Below are 23,877 nucleotides of genomic sequence, written 5' to 3' on the forward strand. Positions count from 1 at the left end.
CGGTTAGAATTTCAGCCGGTAAACCCGGGCCGCTGTTTCGGTAAATACGGATGAAAGATGCTTTTTCGGGATCGCCTTGCGATGTGCCGCGAAAAGATCAGCAAATGATGTCCAAAGCTTTTCAATGGGATAGTTGGACCCGAACATGCAGCGCTCAGCCCCAAATAGATCCAGCGCCGTGCTGGCCTGATCCGCGATGTGCTTGACGTCATTCTTGTGGATGAACGTACCAAGACCCGACAGCTTGCAGACCACATTTGGGCAAGCGGCCAAGGCGCTCATCCCTTCCAGCCATATGGCACGCGCTTTCTTGCTCCGGTCCTCAAGCATGCCGGCATGTTGCAGGATGAATGTCACCTCGGGACAGGCTTGCGCCAGCGCCACGGCGCCGGGCATCTGTGCTGCAAATACCTGTAGATCAAAGCTGAAACCATGATCCGCCAACAGACGCACGTTTGACTGCACCTGCGGGTCCGTGCACAGATCGGCATGAGGTGCAAAACGGTAAGCGGGCGTTTCGTGCCAGTGAAACTGATGCCGAATACCGCATACGCCCTTTATCTCCGACAGCGCCTTCAGTTGGCGCGCACAGTCACGGCGTGTCATGTCGGCGTAAGCCACAATCGCCATAGGCCAACCGGTACGATCGGCCTCGGCCTGTACCCAAGCTGCCTCATCCAGCGCCCAGTTCGGTGCCCAGTTAGCCTGCACATAGACTGACCCGGTGATGCCAGTTCCGTCGATATCCGACAGGTATTCCTCAATGCTGTAGTCCCGCTTTATCGGGGCGTATGGGCCAAATATGCGCGGTTGGTCAGGACCAATCAGCCAAGGCAGATCGGCCTGCCGCCAGATGTGATGATGCGCGTCGATCATGCTGCCCTCGCTATGTTCAGAACGTATTCAGAGATGGCCTGCGCCGTTGATCCGTCCGCCAGACCATCAAGCCAAGGCAGAACACCAGCTAGCGCGGCCGTCTTTGGTTCAAATGCCGGATCAGCCGCCAGGGGCGTCAGCCAATGGAACTGCCACGCCATGCGCGACATGCGTGCGCCCGCGTCGATCATGGCCGTCGGATCATCGCGTTCCAGACCGTCGGAAAGGACGAGAACCAGCGCCCCACGGACAAAGCCCGCATAGCGCGGTACAGACAGAAAGGCTTGCAGCCCGTCGCCGATCCGCGTGCCGCCATCAATATCGCTGACAGCCTGCGCGACCCGCGTCAAAGCCGCCCGCCGGTCTTTCAGGGCAAGACCTGTGGTGATCCGCGTCAGCCGCGTACCGATTGTAAAGACTTCGACGCGGCCTGCTGACTGCGCCAATGCGTGCGCAAATCCCAATAGCGCATCTGACCGGTCCTTCATCGACCCCGACACATCAACCAGACAAACGATCCGCCGCTGGCGGGTCTTGCGCCGCGATTGAGGCAGAACGACCAGATCACCATCGGTACGGGCAGCGGCCTTCAGCGCGCGACGCAGGTCAATCCGATCGCCGTGCTTGCTTTGCTGGCGCCGATAAGACAGGCGCCGTGGCAGGCGCCGTGCCGCTTGTGTTTCAAATTGCCGCAACGCATCCGCCGTGCCAAGAATTGCGCGCTGCGTCAACCGTTCGCTGGCAGTTGCATCTTCGCCTGCGGGTTCATCCGCATCTTCGACTTCGATGTCAGTGGTGTTGTCGCTTGGCTCCAGCGCTTCGATCTCGTCTTCATCACTGTCTGCGTGCGCCTGCACCATCTGTCCAGCAAAGATAGCGCGAAAGATAGCGTCGAACTCATCCACACGCTCGGGCGGGATTGCAAAAAGTGCGCGCGCGGCGGCATAGACGTCATTGATCCCACGCGGACCCAAGACGCCAACACCCGCGATGAAATCCGTCGTCTGATCAGGTGAGACAGCAAAACCTGCCTGCCGCAGCGCTGCTGCCAAAGCAAAGAAGGGATCCAACGCGCGCATCATGCCGCTTGCCCCGGCAGTATCTGATCCAGCTTTGGTGCCAAATAGCCCAGATCATCATGATCCTTCAGCGCAACCCCAATGGCCCGGGCAAAGGCATCGGGCCATGCGGCACCTTGGGTGTTCAGCAGTGTCGCCGCCTCGGCCCATTCAATGGTTTCGGCAACGCCAGGTGGTTTGGACAAAGGCTCCGCCCGCATCAACCCGACAGAGGCAACCACGGCCCGCGCCGTTTCCTCAGCCACACGTGACGCGCGTGTCAGAACGATCTGCACCTCCAATGCAGGATCGGGATAGTCGATCCAGTGATAGACACAGCGTCTGCGCAAGGCTTCATGCAGGTCACGAGTACGGTTGGATGTCAGTACGACTACTGGCGGCTGCGTGGCGCGTTCGGTCCCGGTTTCGGGGATCGAGATCGTGAAGTCCGACAGAAATTCCAGCAAGAACGCTTCAAATTCCTGATCAGCGCGGTCAATCTCGTCGATCAGCAACAGCGAGGTCGCCGGGTTCCGCAGCGCAGACAAAAGCGGGCGTTCCATCAAGAATTCCGGGCCATAAAGGTTCAGCGCGCTGTTCTCAGATTGCCTCAGCGCAAGCATCTGACGTGGGTAGTTCCATTCGTAAAGGGCAGCACCTGCATCAATACCTTCATAGCATTGAAGCCGGATCACCGATCGGCCCAGTACCCCACCCAACGCTTTGGCGGCCTCAGTCTTGCCGACCCCCGGCGCGCCTTCCAACAACAAGGGTTTGCCCAAGGCAAGCGCTAGATAAGAAGACGTGGCGAGTGCCGGTGCAGTGATATACTGCGCCGCTATCAATGCCTCCGCCAGAGCTTCGGGACTATCGACCCCCGCGATATTGGTGCGTGCGACCATCAACCAGACATCCCAGGATGGCGAGGGCCGGGTTTGGCACCGCCGATTGCCTGCAGTCCCCGCAGGATTTTCTCGGGTGTTATGGGCAGTTTGTCGACCCGGACCCCAACTGCGTTATAAACGGCATTAGCGATAGCGGGCAGCACCGGATTGGCACACATCTCGCCCGGGCCTTTGCCGCCATAGGGTGCATCGGCAGCGGGTCGTTCCAGCACGGCGATATCATGCGGCACCGTCTCGCCGGGCCCCGGCATCAGGTAGGTATTAAAGTCCTGCGGCAGATGATCACGTGCGGGATAATAAGGCTCTGTCGTTTCATAAAGCGCGTGGCTGACGCCCATCCAGGCCCCACCGATGAGTTGCTGTTCTACCAGCTTGGGATTGAGCGCGCGCCCAACTTCATAGGCTGAATTGATCTGGTGCACTTCAACTTCACCCGTTTCGTCGTCCACGGTCAGATCAATTACCAATGCAGCGTGGGCATAAGTGGTGACCGGACTCATCTCGCCGGTGTCCCAATCAACGCCTGACGGCTCGATCAAGAAGATACCGCGCCCCGATAGTGTCCGGCCTTGCTTGAATTGCGCGGCAATCGCGGTATCGGCAACGGTGATGGTTTTGCTTGGTGCGCCTTTGACCTGAATGTTGCCCTTACCGTCCGTGTCCAGATCGGCTGCACTGACCTCAAGTTCTTCTGCCGCAGCCTCCAGCATCTGCGCGCGCGCCTCTGACGCGGCGCGGATGACTGCATTGCCCATCCGGTGCGTACCACGCGAAGCAAATGAGCCCATATCATGAGGGCCGGTATCACTGTCAGCGGTATCGACATAGACATCCTCCAGTGGCACGCCGAGAGCTTCCGCAGCGATCTGTCGACAGACCGACTTCATGCCCTGCCCAAGATCAATCGCAGACAAGGTGACCATGAACTTGCCGTCGGGGGTTGAGTGCACGAGTGCCTGACTGGGATCGCCGCCAAGGTTCATCCCAATTGGATAGTTGATACAGGCAAAGCCGCGTCCAGCGTGAACAGTCATCAGCGCCTCCTTGAACCGGAAATGAACCGCGACGCACCCGGGCGCTTGAGCCCCCGATCAAAGGGCTTTTCCGGGGCATATGCCGGTGGTTGGGGTTCTGCCGCAGGGGGCGGCGTGGCAGCGGCGGGTGGTGATGGCACAGCCGGTGGGACCGGGGCTGCTGAGGGCGCATCGGCACGTGGTGGTGGCGCTGCAGTTGCATTTGGCACGGGTGGCGCTGGCCGTGAAGGCGCAGGCGGCACCGGTGCCTGTGGCGATGCACCAGTCGCTGCAGGGTCGTGATGGCCAATACGTTCGGGTGAGATCTGCATGTCAGGGCGCTGCACTGGAACGGCGACATGGCTGCGGCCATGTGTGCCTGCGGGCAAACGCTTTGTGCCCGGTGCGGGCGCTGTAGCCGGTGTTCGCCCTGCAGGCCGTTCGCCAATCTTGCCCTCTTCATCCAAAGCCGTTTCTGGGATTGCCTGGCGCGCCGCATCAGATCCGGTCAGCGAACTTGCCGCTCCATCTTCGGCCGACAAACCCCAGCCGGCCTTTTGCGCTGCGACCTGACAGCTTTCTACCAGCGCACAGTTTTTTGCAACACGGCGGTGTGCCTTCATATCGCCATCGCTATAAGCGTTCTTGATGCGCAGACTGACCGGATCGATGCCTGCCGCTTCGGCCACGCGATCCATGTGGCACTCAATTGCGAAATCAACACCCGTGATGCCAAAGCCACGCATGGCTGTGGCAGGCGTGCGGTTGGTATAAACGCAAAATGTGTTCGCCGCGACATTGGGAATTGAATAAGGGCCCGGCAGGTGCCCAGTGCCTTTGGTACCGGCATAAGAGCTGAGCCGGGTATAAGCGCCCGCATCAAAGAAACCTGTGAATTGGCGCGCAATGATTGTTCCATCCGCCATCACACCATCCTTGATGCGCCAACGCTCGGCACCCCTGGGCGCGCCAACTTGCATTTCCTCCTCGCGATCCCATTGGAATTTCACCGGCTTGCCCGTTAACATCGCGCCCAGCACGGCCATTGGTTCGGTAATACTGTCGACCTTGCCGCCAAAGCCGCCGCCCACCGTGCCGCCGATGAAATGCAACCGAGAAGAATTCATATTTAGAAGCTTCGCAGTCGTTCCCAGCGAGAAGAACAGCGCCTGCGTGCCAGTATGGCAGACGAAGCGATCCGCTGTTTCTGGTGCCGCAATCGCCCCGCAAGTTTCTATTGGGGCCTGCTCGATTGGTGACATCTCATATTCGGCCTCGACAATATGGTCTGCTTGAGCAAAGGCTGGCTGGACATCGCCAAAGCGCAGTTTCACGTGATCGTAGGGGCCATATTCAAATGTGTTGTTAGGATAGGCCGGATTGACTGATGGGGCGCCCGGAGCAATTGCTTCCTCCACGTCCAGTACGTGTGGCTGCACATCCCAATCAACGCGCACAGCGGCACAGGCAGCGCGCGCTGCAGCCTCAGTCGTGGCGATGATCGCCAGTACAGGTTCCCCGCGGTAGCGCACGACTTGATCAGACAACATTTGTTCGTCGTCTTTTCCAAAGCCGATTAGAGACAACAGCGTGTTGAGGTTGTGGGGCACATCCGAGGGGCGGACAACGCGCACAACGCCATTCATCCGTTCCGCAGCTGCAGTATCCACCGCGCGGATACGCGCATGATGATGGGGCGATCGGACACAGCGCATGTGCAAAAGCCCGTCAAAGAGATGGTCGTCGTAAAAGGCGGTGCGTCCACGCACATGCCCTTCAATGTCTTGTCGCAGCTTCGGTTTGCCAATCTCGTTAAGATTGTCATCGCGTTCATTTGCGAACAGGTCTTTGCGGAACTCTATACTCATGCGATTGCCCGCCCCTGAATTCGGTTGGCCGCATCAAGGATTGCATCGATAATCGGGTCATATCCGGTGCAGCGGCACAGATTACCGCTGATCGCCTCGATCACCTCTTCACGGCTAGGGCGCGGGTTGTGATCCAGTAGCGCCTTTGCAGCCATCAACATACCGCCAGTACAAAAGCCACATTGTGCGGCAAAGCCTTCGGCAAAGGCCGCTTGAAGCGGGTGCAAATCTGCACCGGGCGCCAGCCCCCCGTTTGTTGAGATCGCCGCACCTTCTGCCGCCTGGGCAAGTACCAGACACGACAGATGCGGCGCGCCATCAATCAGCACCGTGCAGGCCCCACAGGTGCCTTGACCACATCCAAACTTGGGCGACAGATCACCTGCCTCACGGCGCAGCGCCTCAAGCAGGTTCTGGCCAGGATCGACAAAAATGCCGGTCTCTGCACCGTTGAGCGTAAAGGTGACGGGTGTCTTTGGCATCAGGTTTCTCCCAACAATAAGCGGCGCAGGTGAATGGGTGCGACCTCGCGCCGATACCAGGCACTGGCCAGCGCATCATCGGCAGGGTTCAGATCATTGGTGCAAGCGGCGCAGGCTGCGGCAACACCGCCAACGTCAAGCGTCGCACCCGCAAGTGCTGCCTCTGCTGCCTTAGCCCGCAGCGGTGTTGCCCCCATCGCACCAAAAGTGATCCGGGCCGACAGCACCTGCCGACCTGATCCGTTGATCAGCACCGCAATGGACAAAACCGACACACCCTTGGGTTTTGTCCGCGCAACCTTGGCAAAGCGCAACGCCTCGCCACGCGGCGGATCAATCAGCACAGCGGCGACGACGCCGCGCGCGTTGGCGCGATTTGCCAAAAACACTTCGATATCCTCAGTGCGACCGTCGGCCCACTGCACCTGTGCACCAATCGCCAAAAGCGCCGTCGTAAAGTCACCATAGGGATGTGGGGCAAAAAGATTACCGCCGACAGTCGCCATGTTCCGAATGGCCGGCCCCCCGATAGCACGGGCCGCAGGTGCCAATGCAGCCAATTCAGGTGCGGCGATCACCTGCGACATACTCACGCCCGCACCCAGCGAAACCTGGCCACCCACCCGCCCGATCTGTCGGAAGGCCGGGTCGGTAATACGCAGGATTTTCGGCACTTCCTGCGGGGCGTAATTCACCTGGCGCATCAAAAGCGTGCCACCTGCCAGAACCTGACCCTCTACCTGCCCGGCGGCGCTGAGTGATTGAATGGTCTGCACCTCTGTCATGCGTGCTCCAATTCCAGTTGCGCCCGGATTGCATCAAAACCGGACATGTAAATGCTCTCACCCACCAAGTCGGACAGTTCGGCCTCTTGTCCTTTGGGCGTGTCAAAACGGCTTTCCCATTCCCAAAAGGTGGCGTCGGTGTCGGTGACCGGCGTCAAACGTACATGGGCGACGTAATTCAGCAGTGGAATGGGGGTGTCCAACAGGCAGTAAGAAAAGGCAGTTTCCATGTCTGACAGGGTTAACAGCTGCTCGCGCAGCTCACCCCCATCCTGCAGTTGGAAACGCCGCACGCAACCGACCTTGTCGGATGGGTGGCCGCGTTCGATCTGACTGGCCGCTACGGCAGGGTGCCAGCGATCATGACCATTGAAATCGCGCACGATTTCCCAGACCGCATCTATCGGTGCCTCCAGTATGGTGCTGCGATAAACCTTGACCACGATAACCCCCGCCTACTCTGCCAAGACCACGGTGGCATGATCAAAAGTAATGACCTGCATACACATCCGCCGATCACGGCGCCCGAAAGTTGGCACCGTGTTGCCCTGCGCCGCCGCGAAAGCCGCACTGGCATCAGGTACGACCATCCGTTCTGTCATTAGCACGCCCATGTTGGCCTCCCGATCATCCGTGAATTAACCGCCGAAATGACGCTTGAGGGCGTCAAATCCGCCCTGAAATACGTTGCCACCGATGCCCGCGACCAGGTCATCCTCGTCACTGAGGTCGCAGGAAAACTCCGCTGACCACTCAGCAAATGTGCGTGCCCCGTCGGTGACCGGCGTCAAACGCAGCGTCGCTACGTAATCACTCAAAGGCATGGGGCTTTCGAGGATCGCATAGGTGGTGAACATATCGTAGTCCGATAGACCCAACAGCTGCTCTCGCAGGTTGTCGCCATTCTGCAGGTTGAAATTTCGGATGCAGCCCACCTTGTCAGATGGCAATGCGTCCTCGATCCGGCTGTTGCGAATGCGCGGGTGCCATTTGGGCAAAGCGTTGAAGTCGCGAATGCGCTCCCAAACCCGTTCGGCAGACGCATTGATCACGGATGAGACAAAGACACGGGCCATCAGGATTTATCCCCCTTGGACTTGTCTTGCTGCGCTTTGGCTCGCGCGATTTCCGAATTGGCCCGCGTCATGTCAGACGCATTGCGGAAAATGTCCGACTTACCCATGTCCTTGGCATCGATGCCGATCTCCTTCATCAGACTATCAACGAAGGGGGCCTGGACGCGATAACGCAGCGCGCTGTTCATCACCTCATCGGTGGGACTGGGTGCATCGGCGCCGCCACCGCCGCCCGAACCACCGCCGTTCGCCCAGTCAAGCCCTTGCGTGCCCGACCCGCCCAGCTGCATGATTTTGATATCGCTGACATTTTCTAGCGGCTTGGCGCTGGCAGCAATAATGCCTTCGACATGCTCCAGCATCTTGCGACGGAAGATCGCGTGGCGCGCATCGTCCGTCAGTACGTTTTCTGCCTCGTTGATCAATCGCTGCGCCTCGGCTTCGACGGCGGTGCGAACCTTTTCGGCATCGGCAATCACGCGGGTACGCTCTGCCTCTTTTTCAGCACGTAGAATATCGAGGCTCTTCTCGCGGCTGACGCTTTCAGTCTCTGCAGCAGTCTTGGCCTTCTCGGCAGCCTCCAGCGCATATGCTTTGGCATTCTCAGCCTCAACTGCGGCAGCACTTTCATCCAGCGATTTCTGGTAGAGCGCGATGGCCTTTTCCATCCCGGCCTCTTCGACTGCCCTTTCGCGCGCTATTTCGAGGCGGCGGCGCTCAGTCTGATGTCCAATGCGGGCATCATCCAGTCCCCGTTCGCTGGCAATTCTTGCACGCTCGACGTCTTCCTGGCTTGCGATCTCTGCTTCGCGCAGGGCCTGAACCCGCGCGATTTCTAGCTGTTCAAGCACCTTCTTGCGTTCCAGTTTCTTGGCGTCAATTTCCTGCTCGGCTAGGATACGTTCGGCGTCGACTGTTTTTGCCTTGGCCACGCGGGCAGCTTCTATTGCGGTATCAGCCGCAATCTGTGCGGCATCCATTGCCTTGTTGCGCTCGATTTCCAGACTGCGTATCCGCTCGTCACGGGCAATTTTCTCGGCGGATGTTTCGGCCTCCTTCTCGATCCGCTGCTGATCCACCAAACGACGAGAGCTGATTTCAGCGGCCTCCACTGCTTCTTGCTTTTCGATCTCGCGGGATCGAATTTCAGCATCTTTCGCGATCTGAGCAGCGCGGGTGCGCTTTTCCTCGGCGATCCGCGCCTGTGCCACCTCTTCGGTCGCACTGACGTTGGCGACGTCAACGGCTCGGTTGCGGGCGATCTCGCGCTCTCGCAAGTCTTGCTCATAGGCGATCCGGTCGGCCGCAACTTTTTTCTCCTTGGCGATGCGTGCGGCCTCTGTTGCCTCGGACTTGGCAATCTCCAGCGCCTCGACTGCGCGGGCGCGGGCCAGATCACGTTCGGTCGTCGCTTCCTCGCTTTCAATGCGCTTCACCGTCAGGCGCGCATCTTGCTCAATTCGCTTGGCTTCGACCTCTTCGCGGGCGGCAACCTCGGCTTCATCGAGCGCCTGATTACGTGAAATCTCAAGCTCTCGCGTTGCCCTCTCAAAGGCGATGCGGTCGGCCATGATCTTTTTCTGCTTGGCAATTTCGGCGGCCTCAGTTGCTAGGGCGCGCGCGATCTCCATGCCCTCGACAGCCTTCACGCGGGCCACGTCGCGTTCTTTGGTGGTTTCTTCGCTTTCGATCCGGCGCACGGCAATCGCTGCTTCTTGGGCAATGCGCTGCGCCTCGACTGCCTCTTTTGAAGCGATCTCGGCCTCGTCTATTGCTTGGTTGCGGGTGATCTCAAGCGCACGAATGCGCTCTTCCTGCGCGATACGCTCTTTGGATGTGGATTCCGCGGCCTCGATCTGCTGTGCGTCCAATACACGCTGCCGTTCAATCTCTTTGGCGCGGGTGTCCTGCTCGGCGCTGATGCGTTCGGCAGCCAAGGCTTTCTCGCGGGCAATTCGCGCGGCTTCCGTGGCTTGCTGGCTGGCGATTTCAGCCGCGTCCAGTGCCTTTTGCCGCGCAATTTCCAGCTCACGCGTGGCCTGATCGCTCCTAATGCGATCAGCATTCACGGTCCGCTCTTGCGCGATCCGTAGTTTCTCTGCCGCCTCTTGCGCGCCAATTGTTGCCTCATCGACCGCAAGATTGCGAGCGATCTCGTGCTCGCGGGTCGAACGTTCAAGCGCGATACGGGCTTCGGTGATCTCACGTTCCTGCGCGATGCGGGCCTTCTCAATCACCTCACGTGCGGCGATATCGGCCTCGTCGACAATCCGTTGGCGTTCGATTTCTTTTGACTGCGTGTCCTGATCCTTGGCGATCCGCGCTTCGGTCAGGTTCTTGTCCTGGGCGATGCGGGCCTTCTCAATCGCCTCTTTGGCGGCAATATCAGCGGCCTGCGTGTCCTTGTCGGTCTTGATCCGGGTTTCGGCGAGAACCTTTTCTTGCGTGATACGTGCCTTTTCCACCGCCTCGCGGGCAGAAACCTCTGCCTCGTCGATGGTTTTTTGACGCTCGATCTCCTGCTGACGGATCTTACGTTCCGAGGCGATACGCGCCTCAGCAATCATCTCATCATTGGCGATGCGGGCTTTCTCAATCGCTTCCTTACTGGTCAGCGTCGCTTCTTCGCCCTCTTTCTCGCGCTCGCTACGTTCCTTGGCCAACTCTGCGCGTTGTTGCGCGCGGCGGAATTCAACGTCGCGTTCCTGTTCCAGACGCGCCTCTTCGCTTTCGCGCTCGATGGCAAGCGTCTCTTTCTCTGCTTGCAGATTGCGCTCGCGGATTTTGATCATCGTGTCCTGTTCGATGTCATTGCGCAGCTTGCGACGCGCTTCCACGGATTCGATGACACTGGTCAGGCCGATGGCGTCAAATTGATTGGACGGATTGAAATACTGAATATCGGTCTGATCGATATCAGTGATCGCCACGCTTTCCAGCTCCAGCCCGTTCTTGTCCAACCCTTCCTGCGCAAGCTCGGCCACCCGGGCAGTCACTGTGGTGCGTTTCATATGCAGATCGTTCAACGTCATCTCAGCGGCGACAGTCCGCAACGCGCTGATGAACTTGCCCGACAGCAAGCGATGCAAGCTCTCAGGTTCCAGCGTCCGCCGCCCCATGGTCGCAGCAGCAAGACTGACCGCAGCGGGGGTGCCACGGACCCGGACATAGAATTCAGCGTCCACATCGACACGCAGGTTGTCGGCAGTGATAAGCGCCTCTTCCTTCTCCCGAGAGATCGCCAGATCCAGCGAGTTCATGTTCACCGGCGTGATATCGTGGATAATTGGCCAGACGAATGCGCCGCCATCGATCACCACCCTTTCGCCCCGAAACCCGGTACGCACAAAGGCTACTTCCTTGGTTGAACGACGATAAAGCCAGTTCATCACCCAATAGAGGATGAACACGACGATCACGGCCATGATCAGCCATAAGATGAGTTGTCCGATAATTTGTCCGGTCATGAGATGTCTCCTCAGCGTCCGATTTTCTTGAACGCGGCGGTTTGCTCGCGCAGCGCAATTTCTGTGGGCAGACGCTCCATCGAGGACGCCCCGTAAAAGCCATGGCAGTGTCTGGTGTTCTTGAGCACGAAGTCCGCATCTTCGGGCATGGCCACTGGCCCGCCGTGGACCAGCACAATGATATCCGGGTTGACCTTGAGCGCGGCAGCGGCCCAAGTGTCTGTCAGCTCAGGTGCCTGCTCCAGTGTGACGGCCGTATCCGCACCGATGGCACCGCCCGTGGTCAATCCAAGATGCACCACGATGATGTCCGCGCCTGCTTCGGCCATGGCTGTCGCGTCATCTTCGGAGAAGACATAAGGCGTTGTGAGCATGTCCCGTTCATGCGCCAGGCGGATCATCTTAATCTCGTGGGCGTAACCCATCCCGGTTTCTTCCAAATTCTGGCGGAAGGTCCCGTCGATCAATCCAACGGTTGGAAAATTCTGTACCCCCGAAAAGCCTGCAGCTTTCACCTCGTCGAGGAACTTTGGCATCAGGCGAAAGGGGTCCGTTGCACAGACACCCGCCAGCACAGGCGTCTTACTGACGACGGGCAGTACCTCGCCGGCCATTTCCATCACAACGCCATTGGCGTCGCCATAAGGCATCAACCCGGCCAGCGATCCGCGCCCGGCCATGCGGTAGCGGCCCGAGTTATAGATGACGATCAGGTCAATCCCGCCTGCCTCTTCGCATTTGGCGCTAAGCCCCGTACCGGCACCGCCGCCGATGATCGGCTCACCCGCATCGCGCATTGCACGAAATCTCGTCATCAGCTTGGCACGATCAAACATGTATCAGGCTCCTTTGGCGGTGCGCTGCTGCCCGTGAAAGGACTGGAATGTCCGAACAATCAGGTCAGCAAATGCAGGGTCGTTAATGTTATGCGGCACGCGCACAAGTTGGCGGTTGGCGGTCGCGTTCACAGTGGATTCAAGGCTTTGGAACAGCGCGCGGTCAGCCTTTGGGTCCCAGAACGGCTGGCCAGGTGCGTCCAACAGGCTGACCCCGCCTTCAGGCAGGAAGAAACGCACAGCACTGGTCATCTGGTTCAGCTTATGGCCGATGAAGCGGCCAATCTTGACGTTTTCCTCAGGCGTTGTGCGCATGAGCGTGATCTGGGGATTATGTTCGTAAAAGAGACGCCCCTGATAACGGTCCGGGACAGTCTCGGGCGCGTTGAAATTCACCATGTCCAGCGCACCACACGCCCCGATAAAGGGCAAACCGGACCGGATTGCAGCATCAAAGCGCGTCTCATGGGCAGCAAAGACACCGCCTGCGACCATGTCACATACCTCGGTCGTGGTTAGGTCCAGCATCGCGTCCAGCTTACCGCTGTCCATCAGCTTTTCCATCGACCGCCCACCGACGCCCGTGGCATGGAACACGAGGCAGTCGTATGTTTCTTCCAGTGCAGCAGTGACCGTCTGCACACAAGGGGTGGTCACGCCGAACATGGTGATCCCTACAGCCGGTTTGTCACCGCCAATATCCGGTTTGCGCCGTTGTTGGCCTCGTACCATCCCCGCCAGCGCATTGGCTCCGTTCGACAGGACATCGCGGGTGATCGAATTGATGCCCTGCACATCCGCGACCGAATACATCATCGTGATATCGGACGGCCCGACGTATTGTTCAGTATTGCCGCTGGCCACGGTAGAAATGATCATCTTGGGCACGCCAACCGCCAAACCGCGGAATGCGGGCGCCACAAGAGCGGTGCCGCCTGAACCGCCAGCCGACAGGACACCGCCGACATCGCTGCGCCCCGCCATCCATCGCGCGAACGCCTCGGTCATGCCTGCAACGGCCGTGCCCCTGTCGCCCGTAAAGACAGCACTTGCGCCGCGCGGATGGGCTGCTGCAATGACATGCGGTGGGACATCGGCATGACTTGGCGCACCGGATGTGGACAGATCTACCAGCTGCACCGGCAGGCCGTTGGCCCGTACGATGTCGGTCATGAAATGCAGCTCTTCACCCTTGGTATCCAGCGTGCCGCAAACGTAGACGACCCGACGCGCACCTGATGCAGCCGCACTCTGTACCGCGCTCAAGGGTATGACCTTGTCGTCTACCGATGCCGTACCCACCGCTGTGACCGTGCGTGCCTGCTGTTCGATCACGTGCACTGGAACGGGTCGTGTCCACCGGTTCGGTACTTTGGGGTTTGAGATATAAATCCGCGTGACCGACGGCCCGGTTTCAGTGGGGGCCTCGATTGCGGTCGGCTGATCATCGGTTTCGTCGTGGGCATGTCGGCCCACCCCCAACAGCGCCTGTTGCAGGTCGCGATCACCGGCAAGGATACCACTGTCCATCACCCGATTGATCTGGCCGTTCACCATGATCGCCACTTGAGAGGCAACAGAACAGGCTACTCCGATATTCTGCTCGATAACCAATACATCGATCTCGCCTTCCTGTCCGAGACGGATCAGCATCTCTGCAACCTGATCCACAACGACAGGAGCCAACCCTTCGGTCGGTTCATCCATAACAAGAAGTTTCGGGTTCAACAGCAGCGCCCGACCGATGGCCAGCATCTGCTGTTCGCCGCCTGATAGTTGTGCGCCGCCGTTTGATTTTCTCTCGCCCAAACGGGGGAAGGTGGAATAGACCCTTTCAACGGTCCACGGACCGTCCCGTGTCGCGACAAGCTTCAGGTGTTCATCAACGGTCAGCGAAGGCCACAGCCGCCGCCCCTGTGGAACATAGCCGATCCCCATACGCGCAGTTTCTGAGGGGCCCAGTCCAGCGATACTTTGTCCACCGAAGGAAATTGCACCCGAGGCGACCGGCACCAACCCCATGATGGCCTTGCACAGCGTCGTCTTGCCCATGCCATTGCGGCCCACAACTGACACGACGCCGCCACCCAGCGTCAGGTTGACGCCCTGCAGCGCATGGCTTTGGCCATAAAAGACATTCAACTCCTTGATCTCAAGCGCGCTCAATGTGCGTCCCCCCCAAGATAGAGGGCCTGAACTTCGGGGTCTTCTTCGATCTCGGACGGCTTACCCTCTTTGAAGATCTTGCCGTTGTGCATCATGGTGACGTAATCCGAGACGCGCAGTGCGACATCCATGTCATGCTCGATGATGATGTATCCCATATGGCCGGGCAGATTGGTCAGGATCTCGATCAACTCACGCCTTTCGGTGGGTGATAGTCCGGCAGCTGGTTCATCAAAAAGGATGAAACGCGGGGCGCCCGACAGCGCCATAGCAATCTCTAGCTGGCGTTGTTGGCCGTAGGACAGATCACTGACCATCGTGTCGCGGTCGTCCCACAGATTGACCCGTTGGGTCAGCTCTTCGGCAGACGACACGAGTGCATCGTCGCGGCGGGGCCGCAAAAAGGAAAACCGTCCGCGGCTGACCCCAAGGCACGACAGATAGACGTTGTCGATCACACTCAAGCCCATGAACAAAAGCGAAATCTGGTAGGTGCGGCGCAGGCCCCTGCGGATCCTCTCATGGGGGGGAAACCCGGTAATGTCTTCGCCGAAGAAACGGATCGACCCTTTGCTGGGTGGAAAATCTCCCGTGATGCAGTTGAACAGCGTCGTCTTGCCCGCACCGTTTGAACCCAGAACGGCGCGCCGTTCGCCCGGCGCCACTGAGAGCTCGATGTCTGATAAGGCTGCCAGAGCACCAAATCTTTTGGACATGCCGCGCAGTTCAAGCGCATAGGCGGTATCGTTGGAGGTGTTCATGACCGACGCTCCCCTGTTAGGGGATCACGGTTGCGGCTTTCGCGCAGACGTCTCCAAATCCCAAGCAGCCCGTCGTTTGAGACATAAACGACAACCAAAAAGCCAAGGCCAATCAATAGTTGAAAGCGATCCCCACTCAGACCAAGCGCAATCAGCACATCGACCGCAAAGGTCTTTAGCAGCACGTATAAGAATGCCCCAATAAAGGCTCCTGCAGGGTGGCTGAGTCCGCCAACCACGGCGATAATCAAGATATCAATGGCGGGCTGAATGCTGACTGTCCCGGGGCTAATTTGCGCCGATTGCCAGGTCAGCAATATGCCACCCATGCCCGCTGGGATGGCAGAGAATGCATAGGCCGCCACCCGGTGCCCAGTCACGCTGAACCCTAGTGCCGCCATCCGGCGCGGATTGTCCCGCACACCTTGCAAGGCCAGTCCAAAGGGTGCGCGCGACAGATACAACACGGCAAAATAGGTCAACACCGCCCAGAACAGCGTCATGTAGTAAAAGGGCACGGGCTGCCGCCAGTTGACCCCAAATAGCTGCGGTGGGATGATAGAGTTAAAGCCCTGAAACCCATTGAATATCTCGTAGTTCTGTCGGGTGAAATAGAAAAATGCCGCAGCGATCGCCAGCGTGATCATGATCGTGTAGATGCCTTCGGTACGGACAGCTAACCAGCCTATCGCAGTGGCAAATAGCACCGTGATGATCAGTGCCAGCGGGATAACAATCCACCATGGCCAGCCCTGACTGATATTGGTAATTGCGCTGTCACCGAAGATGGCAATCATATACCCGGCAACACCAGCAAAGGTCATTTGTGCAAGGCTGACCATGCCGCCATAACCTGCCAAAAACATCAGCGAGGTTGCGATCATCCCCAAGATGAAGGTCCAGCCAAATATCTGGAACATCACAAAATCAGATGAAAACGCGGGGATAATCAGCAGCACAAAACCAACAACCCAATAGGTAACGGGAATGCGCTCGATCCATGGCCTGCGCCCGGCGCGACTGGCGCGGCTTGCATCGATCCTGTTGGCGAAGTCCTGCATGCTCATTGGTCTATGTCCCCAACAAGCCCTGCGGGCGGAAAGCCAATACAACCACCATAATCAGGAAGGTCAGCACCACAGCATAAGTCGGAAAGTAAACAGAGCCAAACTGCTCTGCCAGACCGATAAGAAGTGCGCCCAATGCAGCACCGGGAATGGACCCCATGCCGCCCACGATCACAACTACGAGCGAGGCAAGAAGGAACCGCACATCCTCTCCCGGGGCTGCAGACTGAAACGTTGCACCGACGACACCTGCCAACCCCGCCAGACCGGCACCAAAGAAGAAAACCCCGACAAAGACTAACTGGATACGGGCGCCGGTGGCGCTCAACATGTCGCGGTCGTCGACACCTGCACGTACCAACATGCCGATACGCGTTCGGTTAAGCACCAGCCACATCGCGACCCCAATGGCGACCGAGGCCAGAAATATCACGATCCGGACAGCCGGGTATTTCAGGTAGCTGGTGACAACCTCACCAGAGTTGCGGACCCGCTGACTGGTCACCAGATTGGTTTCAACCGGGCCGGACAACCACGCTGGCGGGGAAATGTTGTAAAAGTCGCCGCCAAAGCCCCAAAGCATCAGGTCGGCTATGACGATTGAAATGCCGATGGTCACAAGGGTTTGGCGCAGGTCTTGCCCTTCCATGCGGCGGAAGACGAAGATCTGCATCAACACACCCAGAAGGCCCACAATGATGAAGGCAACGGGAAAGGCCAACAGCCAATACCCGGTCCAGTCCGCGACAAAGAAACCAATATAGCCGCCCAGCAGATAGAGCGATCCATGCGCCAGATTCACATTGCGCATCAGTCCAAAAATCAGGGTGAACCCAGAGGCAACAAGAAAATAAAGCCCGCCCAGCGTGATCCCGTTAAAAAGCGCGTTGAGGAAGATTTTCTTACGACCGATGGCGTCGATCAACCACTCTGGCCAGATCGCAAAAACCAAATAGAGCAATATCAGCACAAAGAGCGCGATAAGCCCGGCCCAGACCGGATGACGACCCGCGAACGCCCTCATGCCGACGCTCCAAATACCCACGAGCGGGCCAGGATATCGCCCGGACCTGTCGTCATATCGGTTCCTCCCAACCCAAGACGCCTGCTGCGCCTTGGTAGGAAAGAGCCTAGATGACAGTTCCGATTTGGGCCGTATCCAGAAGTATTAAGGGGTTTCTCTTGGTCGCTAAATCGCGCGGGTCAACTGACCCTTGCAACGCGACGATAATCTGTCGGCGATATGCCAACATTCAGCGAAAAGAAACGTGTGAATGACGCTTGACTGGCAAAACCCAGATCATGGGCAATATCGGTCACGGTCTTATCCGTCGACAACAGATCCTCGATGGCGCGTTCAGATCGCAGAGTATTGAAATAGACATTCGGTGTGACACCTGTTTGCCGTTTGAACAGCTTGAAAAAATGCGGGCGTGACAGGCCAACTTCGCAGGCCAGCGCGTCCAGGCCGCCATGATCGCACAGATAGTTTTTCATCAGTTGCTGCGATCGGCGTACCCGAAAGTCGCTGAAACTGCGGACCGATTGCAGATCGGTAGGGCGCGTGCGACCGGCCCATGATGCCTCGTAGCAACGGGTGGTAAGATCAATCAGCAGCTCTTCGACATTGATATCGAAGCTATCGGACAACATCAGCCGCACCAAACGATGCAAAATGTTGTGCAGGTCTTCGGTGATCTGCAACCGCATCCGTCCAAAACTGAGTGCAAAATCAGACGATCCGGTATTCTCCAAAAACCACATGGGGCGAATATACAGCACAAGGCACAAGGCGGCCTTGCCCTCAATTGGTGAGAACGAATGCTGCGCCCAAGGGCTGACCGCAGCGGCGATGGCCTCATTACATTCAAATGCCTTGTCACCGATCGCGACCCGCGAATTGGTACCTCCAATCATAAAGATCAAGTGCCCCTCGCGGTGCGCATGGGTTGTAATTGGGCGATCCAACTCATAGAGCGCCGCACGACCAAAATAGCCATGCGACACAGCAAGCGCCGTACTCATGGTGTTCCTCCCTTGCCCGGATATTTTTTTTCCGGTGCAGGTATTCGGGCCTCGAATCTGATTCGAATCAACTTTTTTGGTCCAGAATCAGACGAATTGGTACAAATCGCGATGATTCGCGCCCTTTATGTCAGGCTGCGGTATAGGCCGTTTTGACCGTCGTGAAGAATTCAGCGGCATAGCTACCCTGCTCTCTAGGCCCAAAACTGGATCCCTTGGTGCCGCCAAACGGCACATGATAGTCAACGCCAGCGGTGGGCAAATTGACCATGACCATCCCAGCCTGCGCATGGCGTTTGAAATGGGTGGCGTGTTTCAGCGAGGTGGTACAAATGCCGGCTGTGAGACCGAATTCAGTGTCATTGGCTAAATCCAACGCATGATCATAATCGCGCGCGCGGATGGTCGTGGCGACAGGGCCGAATACCTCGTCACGGTTGATCCGCATAGCCGGGCTGGTGTCGGTAAAGAGTGTCGGCTCTAGGTAAAACCCCGGCGTTGCACACTTCACCAATGCGCCACCCGCCCGCAGATTGGCACCGTCTTTGCGCGCGCTGTCGATAAAGCCCACGTCTTGGTCCAATTGCGTTTGGTCGACCACCGGGCCCATCTGACTGGCAGCATCCAGCGCGGGCCCTACCCGCAGCGCCCGCGTCTTTTCTGTCAACATTTCAACAAATCGGTTGTGAACACCTTCTTCGATGATCAAACGCGACGATGCTGTACAGCGCTGCCCGGTCGAGAAGAATGCACCATTCAGCGCCGCGTCGGTCGCGATATCGAGATCGGCATCGTTCAAGACAACCAACGGGTTCTTCCCACCCATTTCAAGCTGCATTTTGCGACGGTGGCGCAGGCAAGCCTCGGCCACGATTTGACCGGTTCCGACGGAACCGGTGAAAGTAAGCGCGCGGATCGCCGGCGCTTCCAACATTGCAGCACCCACAACGCGCCCCGGCCCCATGACAAGGTTGAACACGCCATCAGGCAGGCCTGATCTGCTGATAATCTCGGCCATGGCCCAGGCGCTTGCGGGCACCAGTTCGGCTGGTTTGAGGATCACGCTATTGCCATAACATAGCGCTGGCGCGACCTTCCACGCCGGGATTGCGATTGGGAAATTCCATGGCGTGATAATGCCAACGGGGCCGACAGGTTCGCGCATCAGCTCCACACCGACACCGGGGCGCGATGAAGGCAGGGTTTCGCCACCCAGGCGCAGCGCCTCGCCCGCAAAGAAATCAAAAATCCGGGCCGCGCGTTCTGCCTCTGCGATGGCTTCGGGCAGTATTTTCCCCTCCTCGCGGGCCAAAAGGTGCCCAATCTCATCCTTGCGCTGCATCAGTTCATCTCCAATGAACTTCAGCACATCATGGCGCTGTTGGACGGGCGAGTGCGACCAGTCAGCAAATGCATCAGCTGCGGCGGCAATCGCGGCCTCTGTTTCCGATGTCCCGGCTTGAGCGTAGGTGTCGATCACATCGTCGGTGTCTGACGGGTTGATGTTGGCAAGGGCGTGGCTTGTTTCTGTCCATGCCCCATTGATCAAAAGCAGTTTCATGAACCGACCCTAATAGACTTCTTCGACAATGGTGTTCAGTCGCCTTGCAACGGGATCGGGTACATGAACGCGCGCGCGCGCGTCACTGACGGCACGCTGCACATCTGCCAGCGCGTAACCCATTTCACGCAAAGATCGATTGAGCGGAAGAGGGTCCAACATCCGTTCCACACTCTCTGATAGCGGTGTATTGCTGCCGGTATCCAGCACGCGCATCACAAGCGCCTCTTCCGTGCCCGAGATCAGCTTGAGATCCCGCAACAGACGCGGCAGCAGGATCCGTTGCAACGACCCGCTGTCAACATCGCCATGCGTCAAACGCGTGAGCGCATCCGCGATCGCCTGCACGAGGCCCGGCCCCTTTTGCTGCGAGATAGATCCATTCAATGAGGCCGCCATCAGGTCGCGGCTCTTGGTACTCATCAGGCCGTCATCCGGTAAAAGCGGCAGTGTCATCGCCAGCCGCCGCAGCCCTTCCACCGCCATGCCATCAGCCAGAGGGTTAAAACTTGATCCCCCAAAGGTGGCCAAACAGCGGCCCAGCGAAATCGCAAAGGCGTTGGCAACATCCGCGTGTTTTGAACCTGCAAGGATTGATGGGTCACAGATAATGACGTTGGGCGGCATCGTCTTTTCGCCTGCCGTCGCGCCGCTGGCCATACAAGGATCGGGCAGCCCATCAACGCCCGGTATGGCGAAGAAATCAGGAAGAAAACTGCGCGCACGCTTTACGCGCCTGTCCTTTTCGGAAAGCTCTGCATGGCGCGCTTGTGCCACCGCATGACGGCACTTCCTCCCATGTGCAATCGCACGCGCCGATCCGCATGCAACAATCGCATCCAATGGCCCTTCACTGTCATGCCCTAGCGCGAGTGCGGCAGTATCGTATTTGGTGTGCTCACCGTTGACCCACACCATATCGCGCCACACACTGTCCGGCATACCGATCTGGACGCGTTCCATCATCTGCCGGTTCACCTTGTCCGCATCCGCCACAAGCAGGACTTTGCGGTGCTGGCTTTCTTCCAGTTCTGCGCGCAATGCCTCTTCCAGCACGTCACTGGCAAAGTGGATCCGCGATTGAAAGGTGATCAAGGTCATCTTGGATACAATTCACAAAAGGGTCTGACACGCCGCGTGTGCGGAGCACGTCCGCATTGGGTGAGGTGGCGCGCCGCGGCGCGCCACCTGCTCTTGGTTGGTATGCCTCAATAAGAACTCTGGCAGGCCGGTGTTTCGCGCGACGGCAGACCGATGGCGGCAAAGGTACCCGCATCCAGACCCAGGGTCTGGTTGACGTTCTCTTTCAGCGCCACAAGCTGGGTCACCAGATTGCCATCGGCGTCTTCAACCACCTCAGACACAAAGTTTGTGCCAATGGCCTGCCGGTTTTCGTCCAACGTAATGGTTCCGTTCGGGGCCTCTAGCGTCAGATTGCTCAGGCAGCTGCGTAAATCCGACTGACCTTCACCCAGATTGCCGCCGACTTCATCCACGCATTGCAGCATTGCAGAGGTCGCGTTGTAGTAACCGGTGGCAAGCAGTGACGGACTGGGGAACCGCTGATCAGGTGGGAACGTGTCCTGATAGGCTTTGACATAGTCCTGCCAAGCCGGGTTATCCCAAGTGTCGGCCTGTGGCCCTGCCGAAGGTGTACCGACTAGCGCGTTCTTGGCGTCCCCTCTGGAATTCAAAACCGTGCCATCGACCATGATGGACCCGCCGATCAGATTGGCGTCACCCCCGGCCTGCTGGTACTGGTTGAGAAAGTTGACTGCATCACCGCCGCCAAGTCCAAGATAGATTGCGTCCACATCATCAGGCAAGGCTGCGATGATCGAACCAAAGTCCTTTGTGCCCAGAGGCACCCACAGCCGCTCGGTTACCTCACCGCCGGCCGCGCAAAACTCAGTTACCAGACCAAAGACCTGCGTGTATACGAAAGAGTAGTCCTCGCCCACTGTGGCAATCGTCTCGTAGCCTTTTTCGTTGTAGATGTAGTCACCCAGGCCGGCAGACCACTGGGCGCCGTCAGTGTTGAATCGAAAAAAATTCTCGGACGGTGTGACATACGTGGTTTCCATCGCGCCAGAGATACCGTTGATGAAAGTGACGTCAGGCTGGGTTTTGGAATAATCGCGAATGGCGATGCCCTCAGACCCCGAAAGCGGCCCCAGAACGATTTCCACACCATCCTGTTCGACCAGCTTGCGGGCACCACGAACGGCACTATCGGGGCTGGTGTCAGTGGACTGGATTATCAACTCAATCTCGCGACCTGCGGCCATACCGTCGGCCTGCGCCAAGGCGGTACGCACACCGCGGACACCGTCCTCGCCCAAAGCGGTATAGGTGCCTTCAAGCGTGGCCAGTACACCTACTTTCAACGGGCCAGTGTGCCCATCGGCCAGCGCCGATCCAGCGACAACACTAATCGCCAAGGCTGATACGTCCAATTTCAATGATCTGTTCATGTGATCCTCCCTTAATACCACGCAGCAATGGCTACGTCGGCTGATAACATTGAAGACTAGCGGCACGGGACTTGGGGATCACAAGAGGTGCGGGCACATTGCGATTGGTCTGCTTTTTTTTATATCCCCGTGTCATTTGGCGCGCCGACTGCCTTTGGCGCGGCCCGGCAAATACAGGGCCGCGCCTATTTGCAGCTTGCGATTTACTGATCGAGACTAAGCACTTCATCGCCATCGACCAGCGCCACCTGATCAAGAGCCTCTTCGCCCTGCCACTTGAAAATGCCAAAGATGCCAGCTGGCACCCCGGTATCGGTGTATTCCATCGACCCGGTCACACCGTCATAGTTGATCGCCTCACCAGCCCGAATAGCAGCAATGCCATCAGCATAGGTATAGACGATCTTTCCGTCGCCGCCGGTCACCTCATACATCGCAGTCGTCCACGCCTCGGACTCAGTTGTTCCAGCCTTCTCGATGGCCAGTGCCGTGGAAACAAGCAGGTCATAGTACTGCATCGCATAGGAGTTGCCTGCATCGCCGATCTTACCGGCATAGGACGAGGCATTCACCGCAGGTTCATAGAAATCCCAGGCTGGACTGCCCGAATTGGAATATGCGGCCAGAACGACTTCTTCATGTTTGGCCGCAGCCTCTGCTGTCAACGTTTGAATAAAGCCAGGTTCCTGCCATTCTTGGGTGCCGACAATGAACCAACTGTTGCCAGCTTCGGCAGCATTCTTGACGAAAGCACCGCCATCAGCGGGGGCCGAAAAGACGATAACCGCATCAGGTTCCAGTCCGGATATGCGGCTGACCACACTGCGATAGTTGGGCTGGTTTGGCTGAATGTCGATCGTTGCCAACACATCCATACCCAGCCTTTCCGCTGCAATGACCCCTGCATTCTTTTGAAGCTGCGAGCCCGCAACTTCAGTCGCAACGATCACGATGCTCGCTTTCCCAGCATTTGACGCGTGCAGGATCGCAGCAGCACCCTGCGCACTGTCCATCGGTGAGCCGCGGAAAAGCGGTTCTGCACCGCTGCCACCATATTCAGCTTCAATGGCACCGCCGTGCACAGAAGGCAAAAGTGGGCCGCCACGGTCACCGACCTTATCAAGGATGTAGTCCCGATAAGACAGATAGTTATGGGCCGCGTTCAGCAGGATGTCGATGTTTTCACTGTCGACCAATTTGCGCGCCGCGCGCGCCTCACCAATCGTGCCGATGTCCTGATGGATCGGGGCCAATGCCCGACCTAAAGGCGGGTCTTCATTAATCACCTCAAGTGCGAAATCAGTGACCGCATCAAAGAATTCTCCAAATCCACCGTATTCGCCGGTGTGATAGGTCAAATGACCCACTTTGATGTCCTGCGCCACAGCCCCTGTTGCAACGAGGGCAAGCATGGCCGTTGTTACCGTAAATCCCTTATTGATCATTGTCTTCCTCCC

21 protein-coding genes are annotated in these 23,877 nt (G+C 58.1%); all 21 read right to left on the reverse strand.

The genetic code is table 11. From position 1 onward, the window contains the following. Positions 1-3: 3 nt before the first annotated feature. Positions 4-876, reverse strand: coding sequence for an amidohydrolase family protein (locus AABB31_RS00820; RefSeq protein WP_342075035.1), 873 nt, complete (start codon positions 874-876; stop codon positions 4-6). Further along, positions 873-1,958, reverse strand: coding sequence for a VWA domain-containing protein (locus AABB31_RS00825; protein WP_342075034.1), 1,086 nt, complete (start codon positions 1,956-1,958; stop codon positions 873-875). Before AABB31_RS00825 ends, AABB31_RS00820 begins: the two co-directional genes overlap by 4 nt. Continuing rightward, positions 1,955-2,836, reverse strand: a complete 882-nt coding sequence (locus AABB31_RS00830) for a MoxR family ATPase (RefSeq protein WP_342075175.1) — start codon at positions 2,834-2,836, stop codon at positions 1,955-1,957. The genes AABB31_RS00825 and AABB31_RS00830 overlap by 4 nt, the downstream gene beginning before the upstream one ends. Continuing rightward, complete coding sequence (locus AABB31_RS00835; RefSeq protein ID WP_342075033.1) at positions 2,836-3,873, reverse strand: molybdopterin cofactor-binding domain-containing protein; 1,038 nt, start codon at positions 3,871-3,873, stop codon at positions 2,836-2,838. The genes AABB31_RS00830 and AABB31_RS00835 overlap by 1 nt, the downstream gene beginning before the upstream one ends. Further along, positions 3,873-5,720: a molybdopterin cofactor-binding domain-containing protein gene (locus AABB31_RS00840; RefSeq protein WP_342075032.1), complete on the reverse strand. Its 1,848-nt coding sequence runs from the start codon at positions 5,718-5,720 to the stop codon at positions 3,873-3,875. The genes AABB31_RS00835 and AABB31_RS00840 overlap by 1 nt, the downstream gene beginning before the upstream one ends. Continuing rightward, positions 5,717-6,202, reverse strand: a complete 486-nt coding sequence (locus AABB31_RS00845; protein ID WP_373634763.1) for a (2Fe-2S)-binding protein — start codon at positions 6,200-6,202, stop codon at positions 5,717-5,719. The genes AABB31_RS00840 and AABB31_RS00845 overlap by 4 nt, the downstream gene beginning before the upstream one ends. Beyond that, positions 6,202-6,987, reverse strand: a complete 786-nt coding sequence (locus tag AABB31_RS00850) for an FAD binding domain-containing protein (protein WP_342075031.1) — start codon at positions 6,985-6,987, stop codon at positions 6,202-6,204. Before AABB31_RS00850 ends, AABB31_RS00845 begins: the two co-directional genes overlap by 1 nt. Next, complete coding sequence (locus AABB31_RS00855; RefSeq protein ID WP_342075030.1) at positions 6,984-7,430, reverse strand: SRPBCC family protein; 447 nt, start codon at positions 7,428-7,430, stop codon at positions 6,984-6,986. Before AABB31_RS00855 ends, AABB31_RS00850 begins: the two co-directional genes overlap by 4 nt. 12 nt (positions 7,431-7,442) lie before the next feature. Then, positions 7,443-7,601 (reverse strand): hypothetical protein, encoded by a 159-nt coding sequence (locus AABB31_RS00860; protein ID WP_342075029.1) that lies wholly within the window; start codon positions 7,599-7,601, stop codon positions 7,443-7,445. A 24-nt stretch (positions 7,602-7,625) separates the two neighbouring features. Then, entirely contained in the window at positions 7,626-8,063 is a 438-nt protein-coding gene (locus AABB31_RS00865) for an SRPBCC family protein (protein WP_342075028.1), read from the reverse strand. Continuing rightward, the gene (locus AABB31_RS00870) at positions 8,063-11,530 is read right to left on the reverse strand and encodes a flotillin domain-containing protein (protein ID WP_373634709.1); all 3,468 of its coding nucleotides are present in this window, start codon (positions 11,528-11,530) and stop codon (positions 8,063-8,065) included. The genes AABB31_RS00865 and AABB31_RS00870 overlap by 1 nt, the downstream gene beginning before the upstream one ends. A gap of 11 nt (positions 11,531-11,541) precedes the next feature. Beyond that, positions 11,542-12,366 carry a phosphoenolpyruvate hydrolase family protein gene (locus AABB31_RS00875; RefSeq protein WP_373634710.1) on the reverse strand — a complete coding sequence of 275 codons (825 nt, stop codon included), beginning with the start codon at positions 12,364-12,366 and terminating at the stop codon, positions 11,542-11,544. A gap of 3 nt (positions 12,367-12,369) precedes the next feature. Beyond that, positions 12,370-14,532 carry an ABC transporter permease gene (locus tag AABB31_RS00880; RefSeq protein ID WP_342075027.1) on the reverse strand — a complete coding sequence of 721 codons (2,163 nt, stop codon included), beginning with the start codon at positions 14,530-14,532 and terminating at the stop codon, positions 12,370-12,372. Continuing rightward, on the reverse strand, positions 14,529-15,293 hold the full coding sequence (locus tag AABB31_RS00885) for an ABC transporter ATP-binding protein (protein WP_373634711.1): 765 nt from the start codon (positions 15,291-15,293) through the stop codon (positions 14,529-14,531). The genes AABB31_RS00880 and AABB31_RS00885 overlap by 4 nt, the downstream gene beginning before the upstream one ends. Beyond that, positions 15,290-16,360 (reverse strand): branched-chain amino acid ABC transporter permease, encoded by a 1,071-nt coding sequence (locus tag AABB31_RS00890; RefSeq protein ID WP_373634712.1) that lies wholly within the window; start codon positions 16,358-16,360, stop codon positions 15,290-15,292. The genes AABB31_RS00885 and AABB31_RS00890 overlap by 4 nt, the downstream gene beginning before the upstream one ends. Positions 16,361-16,364: 4 nt before the next feature. Beyond that, on the reverse strand, positions 16,365-17,384 hold the full coding sequence (locus AABB31_RS00895) for a branched-chain amino acid ABC transporter permease (protein ID WP_342075026.1): 1,020 nt from the start codon (positions 17,382-17,384) through the stop codon (positions 16,365-16,367). 179 nt (positions 17,385-17,563) lie between these two features. Further along, entirely contained in the window at positions 17,564-18,385 is an 822-nt protein-coding gene (locus tag AABB31_RS00900; RefSeq protein ID WP_342075025.1) for an AraC family transcriptional regulator, read from the reverse strand. Positions 18,386-18,515: 130 nt separating this feature from the next. After that, a complete protein-coding gene (locus AABB31_RS00905) occupies positions 18,516-19,946 on the reverse strand; it encodes an aldehyde dehydrogenase family protein (protein WP_373634713.1) in 1,431 nt (476 codons plus the stop codon). 9 nt (positions 19,947-19,955) lie between these two features. After that, positions 19,956-21,047 (reverse strand): iron-containing alcohol dehydrogenase, encoded by a 1,092-nt coding sequence (locus tag AABB31_RS00910; RefSeq protein ID WP_342075023.1) that lies wholly within the window; start codon positions 21,045-21,047, stop codon positions 19,956-19,958. 107 nt (positions 21,048-21,154) lie between these two features. Then, on the reverse strand, positions 21,155-22,420 hold the full coding sequence (locus tag AABB31_RS00915) for an ABC transporter substrate-binding protein (protein ID WP_373634714.1): 1,266 nt from the start codon (positions 22,418-22,420) through the stop codon (positions 21,155-21,157). 203 nt (positions 22,421-22,623) lie between these two features. Next, positions 22,624-23,865 carry an ABC transporter substrate-binding protein gene (locus AABB31_RS00920; protein WP_342075022.1) on the reverse strand — a complete coding sequence of 414 codons (1,242 nt, stop codon included), beginning with the start codon at positions 23,863-23,865 and terminating at the stop codon, positions 22,624-22,626. Between the last annotated feature and the right edge of the window lie 12 nt (positions 23,866-23,877).

Origin of the sequence: Yoonia sp. SS1-5, from assembly GCF_038443705.2 — a bacterium.
GTDB lineage: Bacteria > Pseudomonadota > Alphaproteobacteria > Rhodobacterales > Rhodobacteraceae > Yoonia > Yoonia rhodophyticola.

Coding starts and splice junctions, on each gene's coding strand:
- AABB31_RS00875 (WP_373634710.1), bottom strand. CDS start 12,366: ATGTTTGATCGTGCCAAGCTGATGACGAGATTTCGTGCAATGCGCGAT.
- AABB31_RS00905 (WP_373634713.1), bottom strand. CDS start 19,946: ATGAAACTGCTTTTGATCAATGGGGCATGGACAGAAACAAGCCACGCC.
- AABB31_RS00900 (WP_342075025.1), bottom strand. CDS start 18,385: ATGAGTACGGCGCTTGCTGTGTCGCATGGCTATTTTGGTCGTGCGGCG.
- AABB31_RS00830 (WP_342075175.1), bottom strand. CDS start 2,836: ATGGTCGCACGCACCAATATCGCGGGGGTCGATAGTCCCGAAGCTCTG.
- AABB31_RS00825 (WP_342075034.1), bottom strand. CDS start 1,958: ATGATGCGCGCGTTGGATCCCTTCTTTGCTTTGGCAGCAGCGCTGCGG.
- AABB31_RS00910 (WP_342075023.1), bottom strand. CDS start 21,047: ATGACCTTGATCACCTTTCAATCGCGGATCCACTTTGCCAGTGACGTG.
- AABB31_RS00885 (WP_373634711.1), bottom strand. CDS start 15,293: ATGAACACCTCCAACGATACCGCCTATGCGCTTGAACTGCGCGGCATG.
- AABB31_RS00920 (WP_342075022.1), bottom strand. CDS start 23,865: ATGATCAATAAGGGATTTACGGTAACAACGGCCATGCTTGCCCTCGTT.
- AABB31_RS00915 (WP_373634714.1), bottom strand. CDS start 22,420: ATGAACAGATCATTGAAATTGGACGTATCAGCCTTGGCGATTAGTGTT.
- AABB31_RS00870 (WP_373634709.1), bottom strand. CDS start 11,530: ATGACCGGACAAATTATCGGACAACTCATCTTATGGCTGATCATGGCC.
- AABB31_RS00835 (WP_342075033.1), bottom strand. CDS start 3,873: ATGACTGTTCACGCTGGACGCGGCTTTGCCTGTATCAACTATCCAATT.
- AABB31_RS00860 (WP_342075029.1), bottom strand. CDS start 7,601: ATGGGCGTGCTAATGACAGAACGGATGGTCGTACCTGATGCCAGTGCG.
- AABB31_RS00850 (WP_342075031.1), bottom strand. CDS start 6,987: ATGACAGAGGTGCAGACCATTCAATCACTCAGCGCCGCCGGGCAGGTA.
- AABB31_RS00890 (WP_373634712.1), bottom strand. CDS start 16,360: ATGAGCATGCAGGACTTCGCCAACAGGATCGATGCAAGCCGCGCCAGT.
- AABB31_RS00865 (WP_342075028.1), bottom strand. CDS start 8,063: ATGGCCCGTGTCTTTGTCTCATCCGTGATCAATGCGTCTGCCGAACGG.
- AABB31_RS00840 (WP_342075032.1), bottom strand. CDS start 5,720: ATGAGTATAGAGTTCCGCAAAGACCTGTTCGCAAATGAACGCGATGAC.
- AABB31_RS00845 (WP_373634763.1), bottom strand. CDS start 6,202: ATGCCAAAGACACCCGTCACCTTTACGCTCAACGGTGCAGAGACCGGC.
- AABB31_RS00820 (WP_342075035.1), bottom strand. CDS start 876: ATGATCGACGCGCATCATCACATCTGGCGGCAGGCCGATCTGCCTTGG.
- AABB31_RS00895 (WP_342075026.1), bottom strand. CDS start 17,384: ATGAGGGCGTTCGCGGGTCGTCATCCGGTCTGGGCCGGGCTTATCGCG.